This window comes from Micromonospora sp. KLBMP9576, from assembly GCF_050941805.1.
GTDB lineage: Bacteria > Actinomycetota > Actinomycetes > Mycobacteriales > Micromonosporaceae > Micromonospora.
This window is the reverse complement of record NZ_CP194567.1, coordinates 1,978,031-2,003,212: the sequence shown is the minus strand read 5'-3', so window position 1 is coordinate 2,003,212 and position 25,182 is coordinate 1,978,031. Positions and strand designations below refer to the sequence as shown.

General features: G+C 73.7%; 26 protein-coding genes and 1 tRNA gene. 12 read left to right on the top strand and 15 right to left on the bottom strand.

Annotation, left to right across the window (positions count from 1 at the left end):
- Nucleotides 1-14: 14 nt before the first annotated feature.
- Together ACQ452_RS09010 and ACQ452_RS09005 are read right to left on the bottom strand one after the other, a co-directional pair.
- Nucleotides 15-86 (bottom strand) — tRNA-Val (locus tag ACQ452_RS09010).
- A gap of 85 nt (nucleotides 87-171) precedes the next feature.
- Entirely contained in the window at nucleotides 172-717 is a 546-nt protein-coding gene (locus tag ACQ452_RS09005; protein WP_433392111.1) for a TIGR02611 family protein, read from the bottom strand.
- Between the two features lie 304 nt (nucleotides 718-1,021).
- Here ACQ452_RS09005 and ACQ452_RS09000 point away from each other — a divergent pair, with 304 nt between their 5' ends.
- Nucleotides 1,022-1,453, top strand: a complete 432-nt coding sequence (locus ACQ452_RS09000; protein ID WP_053653619.1) for an SsgA family sporulation/cell division regulator — start codon at nucleotides 1,022-1,024, stop codon at nucleotides 1,451-1,453.
- A gap of 103 nt (nucleotides 1,454-1,556) precedes the next feature.
- On the opposite strand, the gene ACQ452_RS08995 is transcribed toward ACQ452_RS09000, so the two are convergent.
- Nucleotides 1,557-2,333, bottom strand: a complete 777-nt coding sequence (locus ACQ452_RS08995; protein ID WP_433392108.1) for a glucose 1-dehydrogenase — start codon at nucleotides 2,331-2,333, stop codon at nucleotides 1,557-1,559.
- A gap of 291 nt (nucleotides 2,334-2,624) precedes the next feature.
- On the opposite strand from ACQ452_RS08995, the gene ACQ452_RS08990 reads away from it, so the two are divergent.
- Genes ACQ452_RS08990 through ACQ452_RS08975 form a run of 4 tightly spaced genes read left to right on the top strand, consistent with a single transcriptional unit; the run spans nucleotide 2,625 to nucleotide 4,870 of the window.
- Complete coding sequence (locus tag ACQ452_RS08990; protein ID WP_433392105.1) at nucleotides 2,625-3,527, top strand: helix-turn-helix transcriptional regulator; 903 nt, start codon at nucleotides 2,625-2,627, stop codon at nucleotides 3,525-3,527.
- Nucleotides 3,528-3,534: 7 nt separating this feature from the next.
- The gene (locus ACQ452_RS08985; protein WP_433392102.1) at nucleotides 3,535-3,990 is read left to right on the top strand and encodes an RrF2 family transcriptional regulator; all 456 of its coding nucleotides are present in this window, start codon (nucleotides 3,535-3,537) and stop codon (nucleotides 3,988-3,990) included.
- Complete coding sequence (locus tag ACQ452_RS08980; RefSeq protein WP_433392099.1) at nucleotides 3,990-4,700, top strand: GNAT family N-acetyltransferase; 711 nt, start codon at nucleotides 3,990-3,992, stop codon at nucleotides 4,698-4,700. Before ACQ452_RS08985 ends, ACQ452_RS08980 begins: the two co-directional genes overlap by 1 nt.
- Nucleotides 4,691-4,870, top strand: a complete 180-nt coding sequence (locus ACQ452_RS08975; protein ID WP_088978182.1) for a DUF4236 domain-containing protein — start codon at nucleotides 4,691-4,693, stop codon at nucleotides 4,868-4,870. Before ACQ452_RS08980 ends, ACQ452_RS08975 begins: the two co-directional genes overlap by 10 nt.
- Nucleotides 4,871-4,981: 111 nt before the next feature.
- Here ACQ452_RS08975 and ACQ452_RS08970 read toward each other — a convergent pair whose 3' ends face one another.
- Nucleotides 4,982-5,863 (bottom strand): hypothetical protein, encoded by an 882-nt coding sequence (locus ACQ452_RS08970; RefSeq protein WP_433392096.1) that lies wholly within the window; start codon nucleotides 5,861-5,863, stop codon nucleotides 4,982-4,984.
- An 85-nt stretch (nucleotides 5,864-5,948) separates the two neighbouring features.
- The gene (locus ACQ452_RS08965) at nucleotides 5,949-6,470 is read right to left on the bottom strand and encodes a VOC family protein (protein WP_433392093.1); all 522 of its coding nucleotides are present in this window, start codon (nucleotides 6,468-6,470) and stop codon (nucleotides 5,949-5,951) included.
- A 50-nt stretch (nucleotides 6,471-6,520) separates the two neighbouring features.
- On the opposite strand from ACQ452_RS08965, the gene ACQ452_RS08960 reads away from it, so the two are divergent.
- Together ACQ452_RS08960 and ACQ452_RS08955 are read left to right on the top strand one after the other, a co-directional pair.
- Nucleotides 6,521-6,982: a MarR family winged helix-turn-helix transcriptional regulator gene (locus ACQ452_RS08960; protein ID WP_433392089.1), complete on the top strand. Its 462-nt coding sequence runs from the start codon at nucleotides 6,521-6,523 to the stop codon at nucleotides 6,980-6,982.
- A 57-nt stretch (nucleotides 6,983-7,039) separates the two neighbouring features.
- Nucleotides 7,040-8,653 carry a tetratricopeptide repeat protein gene (locus ACQ452_RS08955; RefSeq protein ID WP_433392086.1) on the top strand — a complete coding sequence of 538 codons (1,614 nt, stop codon included), beginning with the start codon at nucleotides 7,040-7,042 and terminating at the stop codon, nucleotides 8,651-8,653.
- Between the two features lie 33 nt (nucleotides 8,654-8,686).
- Here the strand turns inward: ACQ452_RS08955 and ACQ452_RS08950 are convergent, their stop codons facing one another.
- Nucleotides 8,687-10,150, bottom strand: coding sequence for a sensor histidine kinase (locus ACQ452_RS08950; protein WP_433392083.1), 1,464 nt, complete (start codon nucleotides 10,148-10,150; stop codon nucleotides 8,687-8,689).
- Nucleotides 10,147-10,803 carry a response regulator transcription factor gene (locus ACQ452_RS08945; RefSeq protein ID WP_433392081.1) on the bottom strand — a complete coding sequence of 219 codons (657 nt, stop codon included), beginning with the start codon at nucleotides 10,801-10,803 and terminating at the stop codon, nucleotides 10,147-10,149. The genes ACQ452_RS08950 and ACQ452_RS08945 overlap by 4 nt, the downstream gene beginning before the upstream one ends.
- 95 nt (nucleotides 10,804-10,898) lie before the next feature.
- On the opposite strand from ACQ452_RS08945, the gene ACQ452_RS08940 reads away from it, so the two are divergent.
- Both ACQ452_RS08940 and ACQ452_RS08935 read left to right on the top strand, forming a co-directional pair.
- A complete protein-coding gene (locus tag ACQ452_RS08940; RefSeq protein WP_433392078.1) occupies nucleotides 10,899-12,053 on the top strand; it encodes a LolA family protein in 1,155 nt (384 codons plus the stop codon).
- Between the two features lie 259 nt (nucleotides 12,054-12,312).
- Nucleotides 12,313-14,538 carry a HelD family protein gene (locus tag ACQ452_RS08935; protein ID WP_433394061.1) on the top strand — a complete coding sequence of 742 codons (2,226 nt, stop codon included), beginning with the start codon at nucleotides 12,313-12,315 and terminating at the stop codon, nucleotides 14,536-14,538.
- Between the two features lie 97 nt (nucleotides 14,539-14,635).
- On the opposite strand, the gene ACQ452_RS08930 is transcribed toward ACQ452_RS08935, so the two are convergent.
- Entirely contained in the window at nucleotides 14,636-15,043 is a 408-nt protein-coding gene (locus tag ACQ452_RS08930) for a hypothetical protein (RefSeq protein WP_433392075.1), read from the bottom strand.
- Nucleotides 15,044-15,335: 292 nt separating this feature from the next.
- Between ACQ452_RS08930 and ACQ452_RS08925 the strand changes: the two genes are divergently transcribed.
- Nucleotides 15,336-15,740, top strand: a complete 405-nt coding sequence (locus ACQ452_RS08925; RefSeq protein ID WP_433392072.1) for a hypothetical protein — start codon at nucleotides 15,336-15,338, stop codon at nucleotides 15,738-15,740.
- A 64-nt stretch (nucleotides 15,741-15,804) separates the two neighbouring features.
- Here ACQ452_RS08925 and ACQ452_RS08920 read toward each other — a convergent pair whose 3' ends face one another.
- From ACQ452_RS08920 to ACQ452_RS08910, 3 genes are all read right to left on the bottom strand, one after another.
- Nucleotides 15,805-16,779 carry a sporulation protein gene (locus ACQ452_RS08920; protein WP_433392069.1) on the bottom strand — a complete coding sequence of 325 codons (975 nt, stop codon included), beginning with the start codon at nucleotides 16,777-16,779 and terminating at the stop codon, nucleotides 15,805-15,807.
- 205 nt (nucleotides 16,780-16,984) lie between these two features.
- Entirely contained in the window at nucleotides 16,985-17,974 is a 990-nt protein-coding gene (locus ACQ452_RS08915) for a hypothetical protein (RefSeq protein ID WP_433392066.1), read from the bottom strand.
- A 207-nt stretch (nucleotides 17,975-18,181) separates the two neighbouring features.
- Nucleotides 18,182-18,781 carry a TetR/AcrR family transcriptional regulator gene (locus ACQ452_RS08910; RefSeq protein ID WP_433392064.1) on the bottom strand — a complete coding sequence of 200 codons (600 nt, stop codon included), beginning with the start codon at nucleotides 18,779-18,781 and terminating at the stop codon, nucleotides 18,182-18,184.
- Between the two features lie 98 nt (nucleotides 18,782-18,879).
- Between ACQ452_RS08910 and ACQ452_RS08905 the strand changes: the two genes are divergently transcribed.
- Nucleotides 18,880-20,046 (top strand): FAD-dependent oxidoreductase, encoded by a 1,167-nt coding sequence (locus ACQ452_RS08905; protein WP_433392061.1) that lies wholly within the window; start codon nucleotides 18,880-18,882, stop codon nucleotides 20,044-20,046.
- Nucleotides 20,047-20,276: 230 nt separating this feature from the next.
- On the opposite strand, the gene ACQ452_RS08900 is transcribed toward ACQ452_RS08905, so the two are convergent.
- Nucleotides 20,277-20,498: a DUF397 domain-containing protein gene (locus ACQ452_RS08900; RefSeq protein WP_433392058.1), complete on the bottom strand. Its 222-nt coding sequence runs from the start codon at nucleotides 20,496-20,498 to the stop codon at nucleotides 20,277-20,279.
- Nucleotides 20,495-21,358 carry a helix-turn-helix domain-containing protein gene (locus tag ACQ452_RS08895; RefSeq protein WP_433392055.1) on the bottom strand — a complete coding sequence of 288 codons (864 nt, stop codon included), beginning with the start codon at nucleotides 21,356-21,358 and terminating at the stop codon, nucleotides 20,495-20,497. The genes ACQ452_RS08900 and ACQ452_RS08895 overlap by 4 nt, the downstream gene beginning before the upstream one ends.
- A 436-nt stretch (nucleotides 21,359-21,794) precedes the next feature.
- On the opposite strand from ACQ452_RS08895, the gene ACQ452_RS08890 reads away from it, so the two are divergent.
- Nucleotides 21,795-22,049 (top strand): DivIVA domain-containing protein, encoded by a 255-nt coding sequence (locus ACQ452_RS08890; RefSeq protein WP_433392052.1) that lies wholly within the window; start codon nucleotides 21,795-21,797, stop codon nucleotides 22,047-22,049.
- Between the two features lie 39 nt (nucleotides 22,050-22,088).
- Here ACQ452_RS08890 and ACQ452_RS08885 read toward each other — a convergent pair whose 3' ends face one another.
- Together ACQ452_RS08885 and ACQ452_RS08880 are read right to left on the bottom strand one after the other, a co-directional pair.
- On the bottom strand, nucleotides 22,089-22,886 hold the full coding sequence (locus ACQ452_RS08885) for a DeoR/GlpR family DNA-binding transcription regulator (protein ID WP_433392049.1): 798 nt from the start codon (nucleotides 22,884-22,886) through the stop codon (nucleotides 22,089-22,091).
- Between the two features lie 22 nt (nucleotides 22,887-22,908).
- Entirely contained in the window at nucleotides 22,909-24,924 is a 2,016-nt protein-coding gene (locus ACQ452_RS08880) for a beta-galactosidase (RefSeq protein ID WP_433392046.1), read from the bottom strand.
- Nucleotides 24,925-25,182 lie beyond the last annotated feature (258 nt).

Here is a 25,182-nt window from a genome sequence, read left to right as displayed (position 1 = left end):
GCACAGACTGAGAGTGGGCGATGCTGGTATCGAACCAGCGACCTCTTCGGTGTGAACGAAGCGCTCTCCCACTGAGCTAATCGCCCTCAGCGCCGTTGACTCTACCCGATCGAGGAGCCGGACCGGAAATCCGGGGTCCGACCGCCGCCGGGGCAGGCGGTCGGACCCGGGTCAGTGCGTCGCGAGGTAGTGCAGCGCCTCGGCGACCACGTCGATGCCGAAGCTGTACTTCAGCGACAGCCAGACCACCGAGCCGACGAAGACCAGGCCGACGGAGCCGAGCAGGCAGCGCACGAGCAGTGAACGGTCCTTCACCCACTGCGTCCAGTTGTGCACGTGCCGCCGGGTGAAGCCGAGCAGCCGTCGGGCCCAGTGGAACTCGACGGCCCAGATGCCGAGGCCCGCGATCACCAGCAGCCAGCCGGGACCGGGCAGCGGGATGAGGGCGATGCCGAGGGTGACGACGAGTGCGCCGGCGATGGAGATGAAGATCCTCAGGGTCACCCGCCCGGTGGGGTTGGCCCGGATCAGGTCGAGGGTCGTGCTCAGCCGCTGCCGCCAGCGCGGTCGTTGCCGCCGCTCGGCCAGCGCCGTGCCGCCGGCGCCACCCCCGTCGGACGCCGGCCGGCCGGGCCGGTCGTGCTGCTCCGTGGGCACCCCGTACCCCCGCCTTTCGGCTGCCCTGGACGCGACTTTCGGCGAGCCCGGAGCTGCCATCGGATCCAATGAGGATCGTTTCGTGGCCATATTCCTCCCCCAGTGTGACTCGCGCCCGTCACTGGAACGGACGACTGGACGTTACCGGAGTAAGTCGACGACTGAACCACCCGACGCCGGGCGGGATCACGCACTGGGCAGAACCGGAAATCTTACATGAATTTTCACATTTCATGCGCCTTTCCGACCCCCTTCCCACCACTGGGTGAAGTCAGCGTATGGCGGAGCGTAGCCACGAGTAGCACCTGAGTATGGGAAAAGCGGGACACGCGCGTTCCGCAGCGGTGCCGGGGGGAGATCGTCCATGAGTGTCATCCGACCGACGACCGTAGAGGTCGAGACGTCGCTAAGGCTCGTCGCACCTGACGCCACCGCCTTGCCGGTGCGTGCCAGTCTGCGTTACGACCCTGCTGATCCGTACGCCGTCCATGTCCTGTTTCACGCCGAATCCGCCGGCGGCGAGGCGGTCAGCTGGTCGTTCGCCCGGGAACTGCTGGTCACCGGCCTCGACGAGCCGGCCGGCATCGGCGACGTGCGGGTCTGGCCCTGGGCCACCCCGCGCGGCGACTTCGTCGCGCTGGCGCTGTCGTCGCCCGACGGCAACGCCCTGTTCGAGGTGCCGCGCAGCGTCCTGGTGCGCTTCCTTCGACGGACCTACGTCGTCGTCCCGCGTGGCCGCGAGGCCGAGCACCTGGACGTCGACACCGCGGTGACCCGGCTGCTCGCCGGCCGCTGAACCACCGCCGACACCGGCCGTCCGGGGCCGCGCGGATCTGCCGAGTCCGCGCGGTTCCGGCCCACCGGGAGGTACGCGCACCGCCTCCCGCCCCACGCCGGGCTCAGCCGTGCGTGGTGATGCCGCCGTCGACCGGGATCACCGCACCGGTGAGGTACGCCCCCGCGCGCGACGACAGGTAGATCGCGGTACCGGCCATGTCCTCCGGCCGGCCGATGCGCCCCAGCGGCACCTGCTCCTCGATGGCGGCCCGGGACGCGGGATCGTCCAGCGCGAACGCCATCATCTTGCTCTCGAAGGGCCCCGGCGCGATCGCGTTGACGGTGATCCGCTCGTCGGCGAGCTGGTGGGCCAGGCTTCGGGTGAGCATGTGCACGGCGGCCTTCGTGGCCGAGTACGCGTACACCTCCATCGTCGGCACCCGGAGACCGTCGATCGAGCCGATGTTGATCACGCGGGCCGGGTCGTCGGCGCTGGCGGCCGCGCGCAGCGCGGGCAGCAGCGCGGTGGTGAGCCGGAAGACGGCCTTGACGTTGACCGCCCAGAGCTTGTCGAACGCGCCCTCCGGGTACGACTCGAGCGGGGCGCCCCAGGTCGCGCCCGCGTTGTTGACCAGCACGTCGAGGCGGTCGACGCGCTGGCGGACGGCGGCAGCCAGGCTCTCGGCGCCGGCGTCGTCGCCGAGGTCGGCGGGGATGGCCTCGCAGCGCCCCTCGGCGGAGAGTTCCTTGGCCACGGCCTCGCAGACGTCCGCCTTGCGGGACGAGATGATCACGTGCGCGCCGGCCCGGACGAAGCCCTGGGCGATCATCAGGCCGATCCCCCGCGAACCGCCGGTGACCAGGACCGTCTTGCCTTCGACCGAGAACAGATCCGTCATGCCCCATCCCATCGTGTCGGTCGGGGCCGCCGGTGCGGGGCGGGGCGACCCGACCGGCGCGGACCCCGGCTCCGGCCGTGCCACGACCGGACGGCGCTACCGTTCGGTAACGTAGCCCGCCCCGCCGACCCCGGACAACCCCCCGCCGACCCCGGACAACCCGCGCCGGCCGGGCACCGGCGAAGCGCCGGGAGCGCCGGCGGCCGGTCCGGCGTGCGGCGGGCGCTGGCCCGTAGGACCGGCCGCAGCTCGGGATGCGTTGATCGTCGCGTCGGGCTACCGTCGCAGGCGATGGTCTCTTCCGGTCAGCTCTCCCCCGCTCCGTCCGGCCACCCGGCGACCGCCCCCGCCGAGATCGAGACGGTCGCCCTCGGTGACCTCGCCTCCGACCCGCGCTGGCGGCGTCCGGTGCTGCTGGAACAGGACCTGCTCGTGCTGACCACGGGCGGACACGGCACCGCGGAGCTGGACTTCCGGGCGCTCTCCTGCCGGCCCGGCACGCTGCTGCGGGTACGCGCCGGTCAGGTGCTGCGCTGCTCCGGCGCGCACCTCGACGCGACTGTGGTGCGCTGGGACCCGGCGGCGCTGCGCGGGCTCGACGTCGACCCCGACGCCGTCCCGGCCTGGCTCCAGCTCGCCGGCGAGGACGAGGACGCGGTGATCAACGAGGTGAGTCAGCTGGCGGTGGACTGCCAGCGGCATCGGGGGGTGGCCGCCGCGCGGGGCCTGCTGCGCCACCAGCTCGCCGTGCTGCTGCTGCGGCTGTCGCTGCTGCCCCGGCGTGCCCACCCGGCGACCCGGGCCGAGACCGTCACCTTCCATCGGCTCTGCCGCGAGGTCGAACGCGGCTACCAGCACACCCGCCGGGTCGAGGACTACGCCGCCCGGCTGGACTGCTCGGTGCGTACGCTCACCCGCGCCTGCCTGGCGGTGACCGGCCGCAGCGCCAAGCAGGTGGTCGACGAGCGGGTGGCCCTGCAGGCGAGCCGGTTGCTGGCCGCCACGGACGAGCCGATCTCCCGTATCGGCCGGCGGTTGGGTTTCTCCGAGCCGACGAACTTCGGCCGGTTCTTCACCCGCGAGGCCGGGGTCAGTCCGGGCGCGTTCCGCGCGGCCCGCGAGCGGCCGGCACCCGGGCCGGTGGTGCGGCCCCGCTCGCCCGCCGACGTGAGCAGCCACCCGTGCGGGGCATGATGACGGGGTGCAGATCTCCGCGCGCGGCGACTACGCGGTAAGGGCGGCCCTGAGCCTCGCCACCGCGTACCCCCGGCTGATGTCCACCCAGGCCATCGCCGCGGAGCAGGACATGCCGCGCAAGTTCCTGGAGGCGGTCCTGGCCGACCTGCGGCGGGCCGGCGTCGTCCGGGCGCAGCGCGGCGCCGAGGGCGGCTACACGCTGGCGCGGCCGCCGCGCGAGGTGACCGTCGGCGCGGTGCTGCGCGCCGTGGACGGCCCACTGGCCGGGGTACGCGGGCTGCGCCCGGAGGAGACCAGCTACGAGGGCGCGGCGGAGAACCTGCCCCGCCTCTGGGTCGCCGTGCGGGCCGCCGTGCGACGGGTCGTCGACGAGGTGAGCCTCGCGGAGATAATCAGTGGTCGGCTGCCCGCCCACGTCCGTAGGTTGACGGCCCTGCCCGACGCCTGGGAGCCGCGCTGATGCCCACCCCCGTCCTGCACACCGAACGCCTGCTGCTTCGGCCCTACCGGCCGGACGACGCCGAGGACTCGATAGCCCTGCTCACCGACCCCGACGTGGGCCGGTTCATGGGTGACGGCCCGCTGAGCGCCGAGGAGGCCAGCGCCGTCTTCGGGCGGGTGTTCACGAAGGTCTACGCGAACGACCTCTTCGACGTCTGGGCGGTCCACCGCGACGGCCGGTACGTCGGGCACGCCGAGATCAAGCGGACGGAGCAGGTCGACGGCCACGAGATCATCTACGCGCTGGCGAAGCCGGCCTGGGGCGAGGGCCTCGGCACCGAGCTGGCCGGGGCCCTGGTCCGCTACGGCTTCGACACCCTCGGCCTGCCCCGCGTGTACGCGACGGTCGCCGACGCCAACCACGCCTCGCTGGCGCTGCTGGGCAGGCTCGGCTTCGTCCACGAACGCGACATCGCCGAGGACGACGGCAGCGTCTCCCGCGTGCTCGTCGTCGACCGCGCCCCGCCTGACACCGCCAGCCGGGTCGGCGGCGACGGGACCGACCGCCGAGGCACGACGGTGGTCGGCGGGCCCGCCGGACGCGCCGGGCCTCACCCCGTCGGACCGTCCACGTCGGACGGGACGGGGTTTCGCGATTCGGCGATCCGGGCATGTTCCGTCTCGACAGGGCAGGGTAGGGAATCGAAGGGAGCAAGACGATGGGTCTGATGTTCCGCAAGCGCAAGAAGTACGGCCCGATCATCCTGAACTTCACCGAGAACGGCTTTTCGTCCTGGAGCATCAAGATCGGTCGTTGGTCCTGGAACTCCCGGGCCAAGGCGCACCGGGTCGACCTGCCGGGCCCGCTGTCCTGGAAGCAGGACAAGACCCGGGCGTGAGGTCCCGAGGTCGAGCGGGGTGCCGGTGATTCACCGGCACCCCGCTCGGCGTTCGGGCCCCTGCGGCCGCCCGGCCCGGCACCCGCGCCCGCAGGCCCCGGCCCGCCCGGGTCAGGCGCCCGGCCCGGCGTCCCGGACGGTGATGAGCACGTCGCCGCCGAGCCGGCCGTCGCGCGGGTCGCGGGTGACCTCCCCGGCATCGAGCAGCCCGGTCAGCACCCGCAGGGCGTCGGCCGACCGGTAGGCGGTCTCCGTGAGGGCGTGCCGGCGCAGCTCGGTGACCGTGCGCGGGCCGCCGCGCGCCAGCTCGGCCAGCAGCTCGTGGCGCAGTGGGCCCGGCTCCGGGTCCGGCACACCGTCGAGCAGCCGCCCGGTGTGGTCCCGGTAGCGCACGCCGTCGAGCGCCCAGAGCGCCTCCTTGTAGGCCGCCAGGTTCTTGTCCGATCCGGTCCCGTACGCGAACAGCCGTCCGGGGGCGCCGTCGGCGGGCACCGACTCCACCTCGGTCGTCAGCGGGAACCCGGCGTCGGCGAGGGCGGCGCGCGCGGGGGTGCCGGGGGCGGTGGCGAGCAGCACGTCCGCCGGCCGGCCGACCGCCGCGGCGGTCAGCACCGCCGGGTCGAGGGTGTCGTCGGCCACGACGCAGAGCAGGGGCGCGCCGGCCGCACCGGCCGCCTTCACCGCCACCGCCAGCCGGGCCGGGCCGCCCGGCACGAGGTGCACGGCGACGCCCGCCGGCAGGCCGGCCTCCGCGGCGCCGAGCCGGGCCGGCAGTTCCTCGGTGCCGGCGGCGAGCACCAGCACGGTGAGTTGGTGACCCCGCAGCCGGTCGCGGTGCCCGGCGACCACCCGCAGGGCGGCCTCCGCGGCCCCGGCGTCACCTCCGGCGTACGCCAGGGCGAGGGTGGCCCGGCGGGCGCGGTGCAGGGCCCCCGGCAGCCAGGTCTCCAGGTGTCGGACGAGCAGCTCGCGCAGGACGGCGTCGGTCGGCATGCTGCCGTTCTACCGCACGCCCACCCCGGCCGGGTCCGCAGGGACCCGCGCGACCCGGTCGGGGCGCGCGGGCAGCCTCGCGGGGTCAGACCGGGACGGAGATGCCCACGCCGCCGCGGGTCTGGCCGCCGTAGCGCCGCCGCTCGGCGTCCAGGTCGAGCCGGCCGATCCGCTTGCGCGCGGCCAGGGCCGCGTCGTCGATCCGGTCGGCGGGCACCAGCCAGACGATCTCGAACTCCAGCCCGTCGGGGTCCCGGCCGTAGAGGCTCTTGGTGGTGCCGTGGTCGGACGCACCGACCAGGGCGTCGGCGGCGGCGAGCCGCTGGGCGGTGGCCGCCAGCTCGTCGAGGGTGTCGAGCTCCCAGGCCAGGTGGTAGAGCCCGACGGTGCCGCGGCCGGCGGTGGAGGGGCCGGCGCCCGCGCCGACCTCGAACAGGCCGAGGTCGTGGTCGTTGGTGGAGTCGGGCGCCTGGAGGAAGGCGGCACCCCGGAAGCCGTCGGGGGTCATCGGGATCGGCCGGAAGCCCAGCACGTCGCGGTAGAAGGCGACGCTGCGGGCCAGCTCGCTGACGTAGAGCACGGCGTGGTTGAGGCGGTGGATTCCCATGCCCCCGACGCTAGCGCGATTTCGTTGAACGTTCAACTAAGTGACGTATGATGGGCGCCATGACCCCCTGGCTGGAGCCCGACGAGCAGCGCACCTGGCGCGCCTACCTGACCGCCTCCCGGGCGCTGATGGAGACGCTGGACCGGGAGCTGCAACGCGACGCCGGGATGCCGCACGCCTACTACGAGATCCTGGTCCGGCTCTCCGAGGCCCCCCGGCGGCGGCTGCGGATGAGCGAGCTCGCCGAGGCGAGCGGCTCCTCGCGCAGCCGGCTCTCGCACGCCGTCGCCCGGTTGGAGGCGGCCGGCTGGGTGCGCCGCGAGGAGTGCCCCACCGACCGGCGCGGGCAGATCGCGGTCCTCACCGACGAGGGGTTCGCCACCCTCGCCGCCGCCGCGCCCGGCCACGTCGAGGGGGTACGCCGGCACCTGTTCGACGCCCTGAGCCCGGCCCAGGCCGACCAGTTGCGCCGGATCAGCGAGACAATCGCCGAACACCTGACCGGTTCCTGACCAATCCACCCCGGTTCGGGTCTTGTACTTACCGTCGTCGGGTGAGCACGATGGGGCGTGCCCTCCGGCTTCGGTGAACTGACTGACCAGGCGCACCACCTGGTCTCCGCCGGCGACCTCGCCGGTGCCCAGCGGCTGCTCGCCGACGCGCTGACCGACGCCGACTCCAGTCCGGCGAACGCCACGCCCGAGCTGGCCGAGGCGGCCAGCCTCCAGGCCCGCGTGCTCGTCGCCCTCGGCGAACCGCACTCCGCCCGGGGCTGGGCCGCGTTCGCGTACGCGGCCACGACCCGGCTGCACGGGCGCTCCGACCAGCGCACGGTGGCCGCCGCGGCCACCCTCGCGGCGGTGCTGCACCGGGTCGGTAGCTGGTCGCGCGCCGGCCGGCTCTACCAGGAAGTGATCATCGAGCTGACCGCCCTGGACGGTCCCGAGTCGCTACGGGTGCTCGCCGCCCACGCCGACCTGGCCACCGTGGAATACGCGCGCGGCCAGTGCCAGGTGGCCCGCGACCGGTTGCAGGACGCCTGGGAGCTGCACCGCGAGGTCTACGGCGACGGGCACCCCAGCGGCATCAAGATGCTGGCCCGGCTCGGGGCGATGCAACGCGACTGCGGGCAGTTCGCCGAGGCGCACGACAACCTGGCGCTGGCCCGGGAGCTGTGCCGGCAACACCTGCCGGCGGACGACCAACTGGCCGCGCAGGTGGCCGCCCTGGCCCGCGCGGCGGCCAACCCGGACCACGCCTGCACCGACACGGCACCCGTCGACCGGGACGGCCCGTTCGTGCCGGCCGCGCGCACCCCGCCCCTCGGCGACGGGCCGCCGACGGCGTACCACCCCTCGCAGCCCGGCTACCGCCCGAGCGGGCCCGACCCGTACGCCGGGCCACCGCCGGGCCCGTACGCCGAGCCGGCAGCGGACCCGTACGCCGGGGCACCGCCGCACGCGGTGCCGACCCCCCGGCAGCCGGCGGAGGACCCGCCGCCCGGCTGGTGGCCCCCCGACGCCGGGGACCAGCCGGCCGGCGACGCCGTGCCCCCGGCGGTGGTCCCCCTGGCCGGCGGCGCCGCCGGGGAGGCCGACGGGGTGCACCGGGTTCGCCCGCACGACGCGCCCGAGGAGCCCTACCAGCCGTCGCGGCTGCTGCCGGTGCCGGTGCACCGCGCGCCGCCGCGGCGCAACGACCGGCTGCTGCCGTTCGTCGTCGGCGGCGTCGCGGTCGTGCTGCTGGGCACGGCGGCGGTCATCGCCGGGGTGGCCGGGGTGGACGGCGACTCCGCGCCGCCCCCGGCCGCGAGCGGCACGGGCACGCCGACCGCCACGGTCCCGGCGGCGGGGCCGGCCGGCACGGGCACGCCGTCCGCCGCCGGCCCGACGGCCGCCGCCGCGGCCTCGCCCGGCAGCCCGCCGGGCGCGGTGACGCTGCGCGACAGCCTCGACAGCGTGGCGCTGCGCTGGGCATACCCGACCGGCGGGGAGGGCCCGGTGGTCATCTCGGGCGGCCGGGTCGGTCAGGCCCAGACGGCCTTCGCCAACCTGCCCGCCGGCACCAGCACCTTCGTCGTCTACGGCCTGAACCGCAGCACCGACTACTGCTTCACGGTCGCGGTCGTGTGGTCCACCGACACGATCGCCCGGGCCCAGCAGGTCTGCACCCGCCGCAACTGACGCCGCGGCGGGCGCGGGTTCCCGGCCGGGCCCTCACCCGTCGGGGACGTCGCGGGTCGGCAGGGCCGGCAGCAGCAGCCGCACCCGCAGCCCCGGCCCGCCGGGTCGGGCGTCGGCCAGGTCGACGTCGCCGCCGGCCCGGCGCACCAGCTCGCGCACGATGGCCAGGCCGAGGCCGGCGCCACCGTCGTCGCGGGCCCGGGCGTCGTCCAGCCGGGTGAACCGACCGAAGACCCGCCGCCGGTCCGCGGCCGGGATCCCCGGCCCGTCGTCCGTCACCGTCACCAGGTGGTACGCCGCCGGGCCGGCGGCACCGCCGTCCCGTCCGGCGGCCGGCGCGGCACCGGTGGTCCCGCCGTCGCCCGGGGGCCGGTCGGTGGGCGGACCGGCGGCGAGCACCACCTCGGCGTGCGCGTGCCGGACCGCGTTGTCGACCAGGTTCGTCAGGATCCGGCGCAGCTCGTCGGGGTCACCCTCGGTCCACAGCGGCGCCGCCGGCGCGTCGACGCGCACCGGCGGCGACGGGTACCGGGCGGCCACCGCCGCCAGCAGGGCCCCCAGCTCGACCGGGCCCGTGGCCCGCGGCGGCGGCCCCTCGTCGAGGCGGGCCAACAGCAGCAGGTCGTCGACGAGCCGGCCGAGCCGCTCCGTGTCGGCGAGCAGGTTCGCCGAGACCTCCGTCCAGTCCGTCCGGTCGGCCAGCCGCCGGGACACCTCCAGCTCGGTACGGATGTTCGTCAGCGGGCTGCGCAGCTCGTGCGCGGCGTCGGCGAGGAAGGCCCGCTGCCGGTCCCGGGCGGACTCCAGCCGGTCCAACATTCCGTTGAGGGTGACCGCCAGCCGGTGGATCTCGTCCCGTGACGCCGGTACGGGCAGCCGCCCGCCCCCGTCCCGCCCGGTGATCTCCTCCGCGCCCCGGCGCAGCGCCTCGACCGGGCGCAGGGTCGCGCCGACCACCCGCCAGGCCACGGCGGCGAGCACCGCCACCAGCGGCGGGAAACTCACCAACAGGATGGTCCGCATGACATGCGCGCTGTGCCGCACGTCCGCCAGCGACCGGGCCACCAGGACCGTGCGCGGCTCGGCGGCGGTCCCCGCCGGTACGGCCACCAGCCGCACCGGGCCGGCCAGGCCGACCCGCTCCCCCGGCACCGTCAGCCGCTGCCGCACGCCGGCGTCGATCCGTTCCGGCGACACCATCGGCACCAACCGGTCGGCGTCGATCGAGGCGGCCCGCACCCGCCCGGCGGCGTCGATCACCTGCACCCGGACCTGTCCGCCGGCCACCGGCAGCGGGTCGGGCAGCACCTCCTCGGCGGCGAGCAGCGCGACCGCGTCGGCGGTGCGGAACGCCTCGGTGTCGACGGCCCGTTGCAGCGCCCAGCCCAGCACGCCGAGCAGGACGAGGCCCCCGACGGCCAGTCCCACCGAGACGCCGAGCACCCCGACCGCGACCAGCCGGGCACGCAACCCGAGGGTGACCCGTGTTCCCGTCACGGGGCGAGCCGGTAGCCGGCGCCACGGACCGTCTCCAGGCGCTCCCGGCCGACCTTGCGGCGCAGGTATCCCACATAGACCTCGACCGCGTTGGGTGCGGTCTCGACGCTGGCGTCCCAGACATGGTCCAGCAGCTCGGTCTTGGAGACCACCTCGCCGGGACGCCGCATCAGGTAGTCCAGCAACGCGAACTCGCGGCTGGTCAGCGCGACCTCGGCGTCGGCCCGGGTCACCCGCCGCCGCGCCGGGTCGAGCCGCAGGTCGCCGACCGCGAGCACCGTGGGGCGCTCGGGGGCGCCGCGGCGCAGCAGGGCCCGCAACCGGGCCAGCAGCACGACGTACGAGAAGGGCTTCGTCAGGTAGTCGTCGGCCCCGCAGTCCAGCCCGTCGGCCTGGTCGTACTCGCCGTCCTTGGCCGAGAGCATGAGCACCGGCAGCCAGTGCTCCTCGGCGCGCAGCCGGCGGACCAGCTCGTAGCCGGAGAGCCCGGGCAGCATCACGTCGAGGATCATCGCGTCGTAGCCGCCGTGCCGGGCCGCGTCCAGCCCGCGCGGGCCCGTCGCCGCCACGTCCACGGCGACGCCCTCGGCCTGCAAACCCCGTTGCAGGGCGGACGCCAGCCGCGCCTCGTCCTCCACCACCAGCAGTCGCACAGCCCAAGGGTGCCACCCGTCGGCCCGGGCCCGTGGCGCCGTACTCAGCACGCTCACAGCGTCGACCGGGCAGGATGTCCGGCAGGAGGTGTCACATGTCCGTTTTGAAGAGCCGGCCCGTCCTGCGCTGGCTGGTCCCGGTGACCGCCGTCGCCACCGTCATCGGCGGGGGAGCCGCACTCGGCACGTTCGCCGCGCAGGCTGAGCCGAGCCTGCCGCCCCGTACCGCCGCCCAACTCCTCGTCGACCTGCAGACCTCCCGGCTGGAAGGGCTCTCCGGCACGGTCGTGCAGCGCGCCGACCTGGGCCTGCCGCCGCTGGCCGGCCTCGTCGCCGGCGACGGCCTGACCGGCCTGCTGACCGGCACGCACACGCTGCGGGTCTGGCACTCCGGGCCCGACCGGCAGCGCGTCGCCCTGATGGACACGCGCGGTCAGAGCGACATCATCCGCAACGGGCGCGACGTGTGGGTCTGGAACAGCCGCGGCAACACCGCCACGCACCGCACCCTGCCCGAGCACGCGGCCACGCAGCGGGCGGCCGAGCTGCCGGCCACCCCGGGCGAGGCGGCCGACCGGGCGCTGGCGGCGATCGACCCGAGCACCGAGGTGAGCGTCGGCCGGTCCGCCACGGTCGCCGGCCGCGACGCGTACGAGCTGGTGCTCGCCCCGCGCGACGCCGCCTCCCTCGTGCACCAGGTACGCATCGCCATCGACGCGCGCGAGCACGTGCCGCTGCGCTTCGAGGTCTTCGCCGAGGGCAGCGACAAGCCGGCCTTCGAGTTGGCCTTCACCCAGGTCTCGTACGCCCGGCCCGACGCCGACCAGTTCAGCTTCAACCCGCCGCCCGGCGTGAGGGTGACCGAGGAGACCGCCGGGAAGCACTCCACCGCCGCGCCCGGCGAGCGGCCCGCGAAGGGCAGGCAACACGCCGACGGCAAGCGGCCCGGGGACGGCGAGCGGCCGGACGTGCGTACCGTCGGCGAGAGCTGGGCCACGGTGGTGGTCGCGCGGATCGACGGCGCCGGGGCGCCCGAGCGGGCCGCCAAGGAGGCGACCGGCGACCGGGCCGCGAAGGGCGCGACCGGCGACCCGGCGGCGCTGCTCGGCGCGCTGCCGGCGGTGAGCGGCGACTGGGGCAGCGGCCGGCTGCTGACCGGGAAACTGTTCAGCGCGCTACTGACCGACGACGGCCGGCTGATCGTCGGCGCGGTGACGCCGGAGCGGCTCTACGAGGTGGCCAGGGGCTGAGAAACGCCGCAGAGCGGGGCCCACCACCCGGTGGGCCCCGCTCTGCGCGTGCGGTGGCCTGCGGCGGGGCCGGGCGCGCTTGGTGGGGACGGCCGGCGCACGGTATCTTTCTCAGTTCAGGCAACAAAAAAGAACGGCTGTCGAAGCCGCTCTGAGTAGAGAAGCTAGCAAATTGGGAGACGGCTTGTCAAGGCACTTCGCCGATTCCGCCGAATCGCAGTCCGATGACGAGGTCGGCCGCGAACAGGAATACGTCTCGATGCTCTACCGCCGGCTGGACGACCTGCGTGCGCAGGCGGGGCACCGGCTGACCGACGAACTGCGCGCGACCGGCGGCACCCTGCAGGCCCGTTCTCAGCGCGAGAGCGCGGTACGGATGTACGCCGACCAGGTCGAGCAGTTCTCCGCCGTGGAGAGCGGCCTCTGCTTCGGCCGGCTCGACACCGACGACGACGGCGACGCGCCCCGCTACGTCGGCCGGATCGGGATCTTCGACACCGACGGCGACTACGAGCCGCTGCTGATGGACTGGCGCGCCCCGGCGGCCCGCCCCTTCTACCTCGCCACCGCCGCCAACCCCCAGGGGGTGCGGCGCCGCCGGCACCTGCGCACCCGGGCACGCAAGGTGGTCGCCCTCAACGACGAGGTGCTGGACCTGAGCACCGCCTCCCCCACCGCCCACGAGGAGCTGACCGGCGAGGCGTCGCTGCTCGCCGCGCTCACCGCCGGGCGCACCGGGCGGATGCGCGACATCGTCGAGACCATCCAGGCCGAGCAGGACCGGATCATCCGCGCCGACCTGCCGGGCGTGCTGGTGGTGCAGGGCGGCCCCGGCACCGGCAAGACGGCGGTGGCGCTGCACCGCGCGGCGTACCTGCTCTACACCCACCGGGAGCAGCTCTCCACCCGCGGCGTACTCATGGTCGGCCCGAACGCCACCTTCCTGCGCTACATCTCCCAGGTGCTGCCGGCGCTGGCCGAGACGGGCGTGCTGCTGCGCACCCAGGGCGACCTCTTCCCGGGGGTCAGTGCCCGCCGCGGCGAGCCCGCCGGCACCGCCGCGCTGAAGGGTCGCGCCGTGATGGTCGAGGTGCTGGCCGCCGCCGTGCGGAACCGGCAGTGGGTGCCCGACGAGCCGCTGCGGATCGAGCTGCCGCAGCAGGAGACGCTGCGGCTCGACCCGGAGACCGTCCGCGCCGCCCGGGAACGGGCCCGCCGGTCCGACCGGCCGCACAACCTGGCCCGGGCACTCTTCGACGTCGAGATCGTCCACGCCCTCGCGGCCCAGGTCGCCGAGCGCATCGGCGCGGACCCGCTGGGCGGCGAGAACCTCCTCGACGAGGCCGACGTGGCGGAGATCCGCCGCGAGCTGCGCGAGGAGCCCGAGGTGCGGGCCGTACTGGACCAGCTCTGGCCGATCCTCACCCCCCAGCGGCTGCTCGCCGACCTGTACGCCGACACCGACCGGCTCGCCGTCGCCGCCGACATGCTCACCGACGCCGAGCGGGCCCTCCTGCACCGCGAGCCGGGCGGTTGGACGCCGGCCGACGTGCCGCTGCTCGACGAGGCGGCCGAGCTGCTCGGCGAGGACGAACGGGCCGCCGCCGCCCGCCGGGAACGCATCCGCGACCTGCAACGGGAGTACGCCGAGGGCGTGCTGGAGATCGCCCGGGGCTCCCGCTCCATCGACGTGGAGGACGAGGCCGAGGGCGGTGAGATCCTCGGCGTCACCGACCTGATCGACGCCGACCGGCTGCTGGAACGGCAGGAGGAGGCCGACCGGCTGACCACCGCCCAGCGGGCCGCCGCCGACCGTGGCTGGGCGTTCGGGCACGTGATCGTCGACGAGGCGCAGGAGCTTTCGCCGATGGCCTGGCGGCTGCTGATGCGCCGCTGCCCGAGCCGGTCGATGACGATCGTCGGCGACGTGGCCCAGACCGGGGCGCTGGCCGGCACGCCGAGCTGGGCGGACGCGCTGGAGCCGTACGTGGCGCGGCGGTGGCGGCTGGAGGAGCTGACCGTCAGCTACCGCACCCCGGCCGAGATCATGGCGGTCGCCGCCGAGGTGCTCGCCGAGATCGACCCGGCGCTGCGCCCACCCCGCTCCGTACGCTCCAGCGGGGTGCCGCCGTGGGACCGCGCGGTGGCAGTGCGGCGGCTGGCGGCGGAACTCGTGGAAGCCACCACCCGGGAGGCCGCCGGCCTGGCCGACGGCCGGCTCGGCGTGATCGTGCCCGCCGGCCGGGTCGACGAGCTGGGCGCCGCGCTCACCGCGGCCCTGCCCGAGGCCGCCGTCGGCGAGGACCCGGAACTGGAGAGCCGGGTGGTGGTGCTCACCGTGGGGCAGGCCAAGGGCCTCGAGTTCGACTCGGTGCTGCTGGTCGACCCCGACCGCATCGTGGCGGAGTCACCGCGCGGTCGCAGCGACCTCTACGTCGCCCTCACCCGCGCCACCCAGCGCCTGGGCATCCTCCGCCCCACCTGACCACCGCCCGGCGGGCCGGCCACGGATCCCGGGCGGTTCCCGTTCTCTCGTAACGGGAACCGCCCAGGATTCCGAGCGGCAGCCGCCAGGCGCGCGTTCACTCGTCGGTGAAGTTGCCGACCTGGCTGGCGGCGCTCGACTGGTCGCTGGTGGAGGCCCCGGCGGGGGTGCTCAGGCCGCCGGTGGTGGCGTCGCCGGTGGTCGTCGGGGCCACCGTCCCCCGGTGCTGCTCCGGCTGCCGCGCCAACCGGCGCACGCTGGCCGGCCCGGCGGTGCCGCCGGTCGTGGTGACCGCGCCCTGCCCCCGGGTGGGACCGCCGTCACGCAGCACCTCCGGGTCGATGGGCACGTGGGCCGGGTCGTCGGGATCCTCGTCCTGGATGATCCGCTGCACGTCGGTACGGGGCAGCGTGACCTCGTCCAGGACGCCCTCGCCGTACACACCGCCGGCGATCCGGTCCTCGGCCCGCCGGGCGGCGTCCTGTGGCATGTCGTCCTCGCGCACGTCATCACCTCACACAGAGAGTCGGTACCGATGCGTGCCCCACGACCCGGGCGACAAACCCCGCCGGGCGGGCCGACCGGGGGCGGCGTACCCCGCACGGGCCACCGCACCGGCGATGCCGGGCCCGGCCGCGACGCACCGGTATTTCCGGCCGGCGGTGGGGTTACTGCCCCCGGCGGCTCGGGTAGACGGCGGGTGCCCCCGCCGAGCACGCGAAACCGTGCCGTGGCCGACACGCGGTAGCGGGGCGAGGGAACGCAGGTACGACTCATCGCATCCTGAGGAGGACAAGATGAGCACGCAGGCTGCTTCCACCAGGCCGATGAACCGGCCCACGCAGGACGCGCCCAACCGGGCCGTGAACGACCGCACCATGCAGGACCGGGGCATGCAGGAAACGCCCACCCGGGCCATGCCGATGGTGCAGGACCGGCACCGGGAGGCCGTGCAGGCGCCCGGCACGGAAACCAAGCCGGCGCTGCGTACGACCGAATTCTGGGTCTTCATCGCGGCCGTGATCGGCGTGCTGGCCGCCTCGCAGCTCGTCGGACGGAACTCGGCCGGGGTGGACATCTTCCGGGCCGACAACGCCTGGTTCATGATCACGCTGCTGACCCTCGGTTACCTGGGCAGCCGCGGTCTGGCCAAGGCCGGCAGCGCATGGCGCAGCGGCGAGGAGCGCAACGCCCGACACTGACCGGGCGTAGGAACGAGGGTGGCCTCCGGGACTGTCGTCCCGGAGGCCACCGTCGTGTGTGGTCCTACTCCTCGAAGCCGCCGAAGTCGTCGCCGCCGTCGCCCTCGAAGGCGTCCCCGATCATGTCACCGACGATCATGCCGCCGACGGCTCCCATCGCGGCACCCGCGACGACACCGCCCATGCCGACGCCCCGACCGCCGTGGCCGTGCCCGCCGTAGCCGTGGCCCTGGCCGCCGAAGCCGCGGGCGCCGCGCAGGCTGCCGTAGCGGGACGTCGTCTCCCGCAGCCAGCCGTCGACCACCTGGACCCAGTCCGTGGTGTCGGCGTCGGCGTGCGCGACCCGGTAGTGGCCGAAGGCGTCGTGCCCGGGGGTGAGGAACCCGCCGCGCTTGTCGCACTCCAGGATGACCTCGGCCCCGTGCGGGCCGGTGACGAAGGTCAGCTCGACCTCGTTGATGGTGCCCGCGTACTGCGGCGAGGCGAAGAACTCGATCTCCTGGTAGAACGGCAGCGACTGCTGGGTGCCGCGGATGTGGCCGCGCTCCAGGTCGGCGTGCTTGAACCGGAAACCGAGGCGCTGGAACGCCTCCAGGATCCGCTCGTGCACCGGCAGCGGGTGCACGTTGACCTGGTCCAGGTCACCCTTGTCGACCGCCCGGGCGATGGCCAGCTCGGTGCGCAGGCCCATCGTCATGCCGCGCAGCCGCTGACCGTAGACGTCGGTGATCGGGGTCTCCCACGGCATCGGGAGCTGGAACGGGATCGCGAGCTGCTGCTTCGCGGCGAGCTGGAGCGGGCCGCTGACCGGCAGCCGGTGGAACTCCATGACGCCCGCGTACTCCGCGTCGTGGCCCTCGATCTCGACCCGCGTGACCAGGCCGACGACGACCCGCTCGATGTTGGCCGGCGCGTCGCCGCCGAGCAGGTTCACCTGCCCCTCGAGGGTCAGGCCGGGCCGGGTGTTCGGGTTGGTCAGGACGGTGTCGACGCTCGGCCCGCCCACTCCGAACGCGCTCAACATCTTCTTGAAGACCATCGGAACTCCCGTGCAAAGACACCGCGCTCCACCCTGGAGCCGGTCACTGACGATCCGGACCCTATCCGGAGGGACTGTGAAGTGCCTGTGAGGGCACGCAACAGGTCCCCAGGTGGACGGCTTCCGTCGGGGGGTCAGCGTGGAACGCCCCGGCCCGCCAGACGGCGGGCCGGGGCGGCGGTGCGGGTCACGTGCTGGGCGAAGCTCAGTAGTGGATGCGGGCGCGGATCGCGCGGTGGGTGGAGTAGCGCTGCTTGCCGGCCTCGTTGTAGGAGATGGTGTGTTCGGCGCTCATGGGGGCCTTGCCGGCGGGCCGCTTGGCGAACAGGTAGTCGATACGACTCTCGCCGCCGCCGTGGGTCCAGTGGTGCTTCAGGGTGCAGTTCAAGGTGGTGCCGGGCTCGCCCGCGCACCTCTCGACTGCGGCGTCGGCGTACCCGTGGACATTGCGCATCTTCTTGTGCCAACCGCGGAAGCCCTCGCCGTCGCGGTCCCGCTGGTTGAAGTCACCGCCGGCGATGTAGAGCTTCGCGCCGGTGAATGCCTTCATCTTGCTGGCGGTCAGGTCCGCGTTCTGCTGCGGGCACGAGGTCGGGCTGGTGCCCCTGCCGTGCCACGGCCAGTGGATGGAGGCGACCGCGACGTCCTTTCCAGTGACCTTGTCGCGCAGGCGCTGGGCGACGTTTATGGAACGGGACAGCTCTGCCGGGGCGCCACAGGAGCCTGGCCTGCGGGACTGCCAGACCGACTTGGCGCCCTTCAGCTCGAACCGGCCCACCCGGTAGATGATCACGTTGGTCTGGTAGGCCTTCTCCTGCCCGCAATCGTTGTCAGGCACGTGCTTGACGGGACTGGGCACAGCCACCACCGCTTTGAACCCGCCGGCGAGCTGCTTGTTCATGTGGTCCAGCAGGCGGGGCAGCTCACCCCGCGGGTTGATCTGCTGCACCAGGAAGAGATCCGGGCTGTAGGGCTGGCTCTTCATGTACTTGATGAGGTTCCGCCAGTCGCCGGCGCACCTTTCGCCGGGGGACAGCAGATTCTCCACGTTGTTGACGTAGACCTGGATGAACTTCGGGTTCTTGTTGACCGCCGCCGCCGAGGCGGGCGCGGGGTTGACGACGGCACCGGTGACGACGGTCAGCAACGCGACCGCTGCCGCCGACCACCGTCGACGGGCAGTGAAGATTCGCAAGGCGCTCCTTTCGCACGTGCTCCCGATCGGTGGCACGCGCTTTCGACGATCATTCCCGGAGTAAGGACCGAGCCCCAGCAGGGCCGCACACACGAGCACCCGCAATCGGGTCACGCTAAATGCGCGAGTCAAAGCCCATCAGGGGTGTTGATCGTGGCCAATTAGACGAGTGCCACTGTATCGATCCCGTCAAGCGCGGGAGCGGGCTCAGGGGGCGGCAATGGTGGTAGCGCCGCCGGTCAGCGCGGCCACCGCCCGCTGGATCCGGCGTTGCGCCGCCGAACCGGCGCCGCCCGTGAGGGCTATGTGGTGCAGCACGCCGACCACCGCCAGGGCCAGCGCCTCCGTGTCGGTGCCGGCGGGCACGCGGCCGAGTTGCCGCTCGGCGGCCAGGTAGCCGGCGACGGCGTGCTCCACCGCCTGCAGGCCGGCTGTCCCGCCGCCGAGCACCGTCTCGACCTTCGCCACCAGGTCGGGCCGGAAGGCCATCAGCCGGGTGAACGCCAGCAGCGTCTCCATCGGCATTGCCAGGACGCACTGGTTCAGGGTTGCGGCGACAGTGCCACGACCGGCGCGCTCAGGAAGGCCGGCCACCTCGGCGGAGACGTGGAAGGCGCGGTCGATCCAGTACCCGACCAGGAAGTCGTCGAAGTTGGCGAAGTGCGCGTAGAGCAGCCCGGTGGCGACGCCGGCCTCGCGCGTCACGGCCCTGCCGGTGAGCCGGCTCGGCCCGTCTCGCACGATCAGCCGCTCGACGGCGGCGAAGAGCTGCTGCCGGATCTCGGGGATGGCTACTCCGCGCGGCATGCCAGCAGTCTAGCGGGGGCGCCGCACCTCGTTGCGCCAGAATGAACAGCCGCTCATACTGGTTTGAGCGAACGCTCATTCTGACTCGGGAGTGCTGGATGAAACGTGCAGTGATCGTGGGAGCGGGCATAGCCGGGCTGGCCACCGCGCTGCGACTCGGACGCGACGGCTGGCACACGATCGTGGTGGAACGCGCCCCCGCCCGACGCAGCAGCGGCTACATGGTCAACCTGATCGGCCCGGGCTACGACGCCGCCGAGCGCCTCGGCCTGCGCACCGCGCTGTCCGCGTACGACCTGGGTCTGTTCACCACCGTGCTCGTCCGCGCCGACGGACGGCCCAAGTTCACCGTGCCGTCCAGCCTCGCCGAGGCCGCCCTCGGCAACCGGGCCCTGTCGGTGTTCCGGGGCGAGCTGGAGTCGACGCTGTACGAGGCGGTGCGCGAGCACAGCGACATCCGCTTCGGCACCACCGTCACCTCCCTGGAGCAGGACACCGAGGAGGTACGGGTGACCCTGAGCGACGGCGACACGGAGCACGCCGACCTGGTCGTCGGTGCCGACGGGGTGCACTCCGCCACCCGGACGGCCACGTTCGGTCCCGGCTTCCAGGTCGACCTGCCGTACGTCGTGGGCGCCTTTCCGCTGGCCCACCCCGTGGCGGGCGTGCCGGAGTCGTCCGCCACCACGTTCATCGGCCCGGGACGCACCGCGGCTCTCGTCAACCTGGGCCCGCGCCGGTCGTCGGCGTTCTTCACGTACCGGAGCGCGGACCCGGCCGCCGACCTGCGGCGCGGGGCGGTGGACGCGCTCGACGCGACGTTCGGGGATCTCGGCGGGGGCGTCCCCGACGCGATCCGCCACCTCGGCGAGGATCCGGCCGGCGCCTACTTCGACGCGGTCAGCCAGGTGGTGATGCCGCGCTGGAGCAGCGGCCGGGTCGTGCTGCTCGGAGACGCGGCCTGGTGCGTCACCCTCTTCGCCGGGCACGGGGCGACCCTCGCGCTCGCCGGAGCGGACCAGCTCGGCGCCGCCCTGCGACGGCACGACGACGTGCAGGTGGCACTGACCGAGTGGGAGGCAGCGCTGCGCCCGGAGGCCACCAGGCGGCAGGCCCTCGCCCGCCGCGGCATGCTCCAGTACGCGCCGCCGAGTCAGTTCCACGTGTGGATGAGCGACCTGACCATCCGGGCGATGACCCTCCCGGGCGTGCGTGGTCTCGTCCAGCGCGGCATCCGGCGCGCGAACCGTGAGGCCGGTGGGTGACCGGACGAATGGCAGCGGCGTCGCGAGTTCCGCCGCCGTCATCGATCGAGACGTCCCGCCATCGGAGAACCCAGCCGGCCGCCGAGACCCACCGAACGGGAGATCCTGGCGCGAAACGGTCCCTCCAGGGGCACTTTCGCGCCAAGATCTCCCGTCATCCCGGGCAGCGGAACGGGTTCCCGCAGGATGGGCGAGCGTCGGGCGGGACCGGCGGCGTGCGGGGGCGGTGGTCAGCCGGCGGTGAAGTCGAACTCGCCGTCCTTGACGCCGCCGAGGAAGGCGGTCCACTCGTCCGACGTGTAGATGATCGTGGCGGCGTCGCGCGCCTTGCTGTGCCGCACGGCCACCCGGCCGGAGCCGTCGAGCACCGGCCCCGCCTCGACACAGCTCCCACCGTTGCTGTCGCTCCTGGTGCTGATGTGCCAAGCGACAGGGGGCAGGTTCTCGCTCATGACAGCTCCTTCGCGATGGTCTCGATCATCGTCGCCGACTCGCGGTCGCCGAGCGCGGCCCTCCACAGCCGATCATAGGCAAGCACGAATCTTTCGGCCTTCGGCGACTCCAGATAGAGCCGGCCGCCGAGTGACTCGACATATGCCACGGCAGGATACGGATCTGGCAGGCAGAAGATCCAGAACGTGCCGTCAAGTCCCTGATGGAGAGCGACCGAGGCGGGTAACACCCTGATGTGCACGCCGGACAGCCGTCGCATCTCCCCGAGGTGCTCAAGCTGACGCCGCAGGATTTCAGCCCCGCCGACCTGCCGACGCAAGACCGCCTCGTCGAGCACCACGGAGATCTTGATGGGCCGGTTCTTCTTCAGGACCTCCTGCCGAGACATGCGAAGTTCCACCCAGCGACCGATGGTCGCCTCCGGGACATCTGGCTCTGCCGCATTGCGGATCACAGCTTCGGCATATTCACGTGTCTGGAGCAGGCCCGGAACAAGAGTGAGGTGAAAACAGCAGACCTTCTCGGCGCGGCCCTCCAGCCAGGGATATTCGATGAAGGAGGCGTCGACGACGTCGCCGTAGTCCTCGTCCCAGCGGTCGGTGCGCCAGACCTCCTCGGCCAGCGCCAGCAGTCGAGCCCGCTCGGCCGCGTGGTGAAAGCCGTACAGGTCGAGCAGCGCGGTGACGTCGCCCTTACGGATCGGCCAGTCGGCCCGCTCGTAGCGGCCCAGCGCCGACATGTCGCGTTGCAGGTGCTCCGAGACCAGCTTCAGCGTCATTCCACGCTGCTCCCGCAGCGCCCGCAACTGCTGGCCGAGCCACTGCGCCCGCAGCGTCCGGACGAACGGCTTGTGCGGCATGATCCACCTCTCGAAAAAGTCGACGGGGCCCGCGAAGGAACCATTGCTCCAGTTCGAGCCCACTGGAAATGTGGCCTTCGGGTGAGGGTGATCACCGGCCCCCGGGAACGCCCGGTGCAAGCGCGACAACCGCGGCTGTGCCAACAGCCGAGAAGGTGACGAGAGACGACCTCGCGTGTGGCAGACGCCTATCGGCTCTCGTCGGGTCTCAACGGGAGCGCCGGGACATCACGATTCCGGCGCTCCGACCGACTTGACGAATACCTATCACGGAAAGGCGCGACCCCGCGACCCTGACCGGCCCGACGAACAGCATCACCACCGGCAGCCCGGTGGCCGTACCCGCCGAGTGAGGCTGCGGTCGCCGGGCGGGGCGGCCCTGCCCGGAAATCCCCCTCCGGCGGGGCCGCCCCTTCCACCAAGCAGGAGGCGACCGATGATCCGAGGCACCGTCTACGGCAGCCCACCACCGCCCCGGCTGCACCCACGGCACGTCCGCGACCGGCAGTTCGCCGCCGCCGGTTTCGGCCGCCGGGGCCTGGACCCCAAGGAGGTACGGCACTTCCTGCACCGGGTCGCGCTCGAACTGGCCGCCCTCAACCAGGACGTGAACCGGCTCAGCGAGGAGAACGCCCGGGTCAAGCGGGTGCTGCGCGACTACCGGAGCGCCCAGGCCCGGCGTACGCCATGAGCGTGCCGACCCGCGACGGCGCCGCGCCGCCCGGCGGGATCAGGCGTTGCCGCGCGGGTCCGCGCCGACCCCGACGACGATCAGCTCGCCCACCTGGGCGGCGAGCTGGTCGCGCGCCGGCTGGGGCAGCCCGGTGTCGGTGACCAGCACGTCGGCCTCGGACAGCGGGGCGATCGTGGCCGTCCCGATCGTCTCCCACTTGGTGTGGTCGGCGAGCACCACCAGGCGTCGGGCCGCGTCGACCAGGCACCGGTTCGTCCCGGCCTCCAGCAGGTTCGGCGTGGTGAAGCCGGTGCGTGGGCTCATGCCGTGCACGCCGAGGAAGAGCACGTCGACGTTGAGGGAGCTGATCGTCGCCTCGGCCACCGGCCCGGTGAGGGCGTCCGACGGGGTACGGGTGCCGCCGGTCAGCACGACCGTCTGGTCGGCGCGCGAATTCTGGTGCAGGGCGTCGGCGGCCGGGATCGAGTTGGTCACCACGGTCAGCCCGCGTACGTCGGCCAGCAGGGTGGCCAGCGCGGCGGTAGTGGTGCCGGCGGAGAGCGCGACGGCCATGCCGGGCTCGACCAGGGCGGCGGCCCGCTCGGCGATGGCCCGCTTCTCGGCCCGCTGCCGCAGCGACTTCGCGGCGAAGCCGGGCTCGTCACCGGGATCGGCCCCGGCCAGGGTCGCCCCACCGTGGACCCTGTCGACGAGCCCCCGCTCGGCGAGCACCTCCAGGTCGCGGCGGATCGTCATGTCCGACACGCCGAACCGGCTCACCAACTGGCTGACCCGTACGCCGCCACGCTGCCGGATCATCTCCAGGATCGCGGCCTGCCGCTGTCGGGCCAGCATCCGGGCGACCTCCTTCGGGGCCTCACCGTCGGGGTGTGGGAGCCGCGCCGGCGGCCGGAGCCTCGCGGACCACGGCCACCTCACCGGCCGGCACCACCAGGTCGCCGGCGCAGGGCGCGCCGGTCAGCAACTCGACGCCGGTGGCCTCGAGGCGGGTGGCGGCGTCGGTGTGGTTGACGACGAAGAGCCAGCTACGCCCGCCCGCGCGCCGCCGGACCACCTCCACCTCGGCAGGGACCCGTGCCGCCGGGCGCACTCCCGCCTCGGCGACCAGCCGGGCCACCAGCCGGTCGGTCGCCGCCGCGTCCAGCCGGGTGCCGACGTACCAGGCCGCGCCCGCGCCGACCGGGTGCCGGGTCAGCGCCGGCACGCCCGGCAGCGGACCGTCGGCGTACGCGGCCAGCACCTGCGCGCCCTCGGGGTGCAGGTGCTCCGTCCACACGTCGGCGACGCCGCCGTCGTCGAGGGTCACCCGCTCCCCCGCCCGCAGCGGGCAGAACTCCTCGACGCGCACACCCAGCAGTTCCCGAAACGCCCCCGGGTAGCCGCCGAGGCGGATGTGGTCGTGCTCGTCGACGATGCCGCTGAAGTAGGTGACCAGCGCCGTCCCACCCGCCCCGACGTACGCGCGCAGCGCCGCGGCGTGCGCGTCGCGTACCAGGTAGAGGGTGGGCACCAGCACCAGCCGGTAGTGGGACAGGTCGGTTGCGGGGTGCACGACGTCGGCGGTGATCCCGGCGCGCCACAGCGCGTCGTGCAGCGCGCCCAGGCGGTCGGCGTAGGTGACGTCGACGGTGGGGTGTGAGTCCAGCTCGACGCCCCACCACGCCTCGTAGTCGAACAGGATCGCCACCTCCGCGTCGACCCGGCTGCCGCACACCTCGGCCAGGGCGTCGAGGTCCGCGCCGAGCCGGCACACCTCGCGGAACACCCTGCTCTCGGCGCCGGCGTGCGGGACGAGCGCGGAGTGGAACTTCTCCGCCCCGGCGCGGGAGGCCCGCCACTGGAAGAACAGCACCCCGTCGGCGCCGCGCGCCACGTGCGCCAGGCTGTTGCGGCGCAGTTGCCCGGGGGTCTTGGCGACGTTGCGCGGCTGCCAGTTGACGGCGCTGGTGGAGTGTTCCATCAGCAGCCACGGGTCGCCGCCGGCCACGCCCCGGGTGTGGTCGGCCGCCAACGCCAGCCCGACGTGGGCGCGCGGGTCGGCGGCGGTGAGGTAGTGGTCGTTGGCGACGACGTCCACGTCCGGCGCCCAGGAGTGGTAGTCGAGGTGTCGGGCGGTGCCGATCATGAAGTTCGTGGTGACCGGTTGCCGGACCAGGCGGGCCAGCACCCGACGCTCGGCGCGCAGTTGCGCGCGCTGCTCGTCGGAGGAGAAGCGCAGGAAGTCCAACTGCTGGGTGGGGTTGGCGAAGGTCGGCGCCGTACGCGGCGGGTTGATCTCGGCCCAGTCGCCGTAGCGCTGGCTCCAGAAGGCGGTGCCCCAGGCGTCGTTGAGCGCGTCCAGGTCGCCGTAGCGCCCGCGCAGCCAGCGGCGGAACGCCTGCGCGCTGACGTCGCAGTAGCAGTGCACGTTGTGGCAGCCCAGCTCGTTGGAGACGTGCCACATGACCACCGCGGGGTGCGCGGCGTAGCGGGTGGCGAGGGCCTCGACCAGGGCCAGCGACCGTTCGCGGAACACCGGGGAGCTGGGGCAGTACGCCTGCCGGCCGCCGGGCCACAGGATCGCGCCGTCGGCGCGGCGGGGCAGCGTCTCCGGGTGCCGGTGGGCCAGCCACGGTGGCGGGCTGGCGGTCGCCGTCGCCAGGTCGACGGAGATCCCGCCGCCGTGCAGCACGTCGATCGCCCGGTCCAGCCAGCCGAACTCGTACGCGCCGGGGGCGGGCTCCAGCAGCGCCCAGGAGAAGATGCCCACCGACACCAGGTTGACCCCGGCCCGACGCATCAGCTCGACGTCCTCGGGCCAGGTCGACTCGGGCCACTGCTCCGGGTTGTAGTCGGCGCCGAACCACATCCGCTCGCCCTGCCATCGCCGCATGGATGCAGAGCGTGCCCGGCCGCGACTGCCGAGTCAACACTTTCCGACATCGAGCACCGTCATCGTCGATGATCCCGCGTCCGCCGCGCCACCACCGGATTGTCGGGCGGCCGGCACCCCTTGACAGCGCCCGGGGGACGAGTAGCTTGAGGCGCCAATGGCAATTCGTGTTCGCCAATGTGGATTCATGACGGATCCGATCGGCTGATCACGGTTGTCCGGCACCGGTCACCGACGGCCCTCGGGCACACCTCTTCA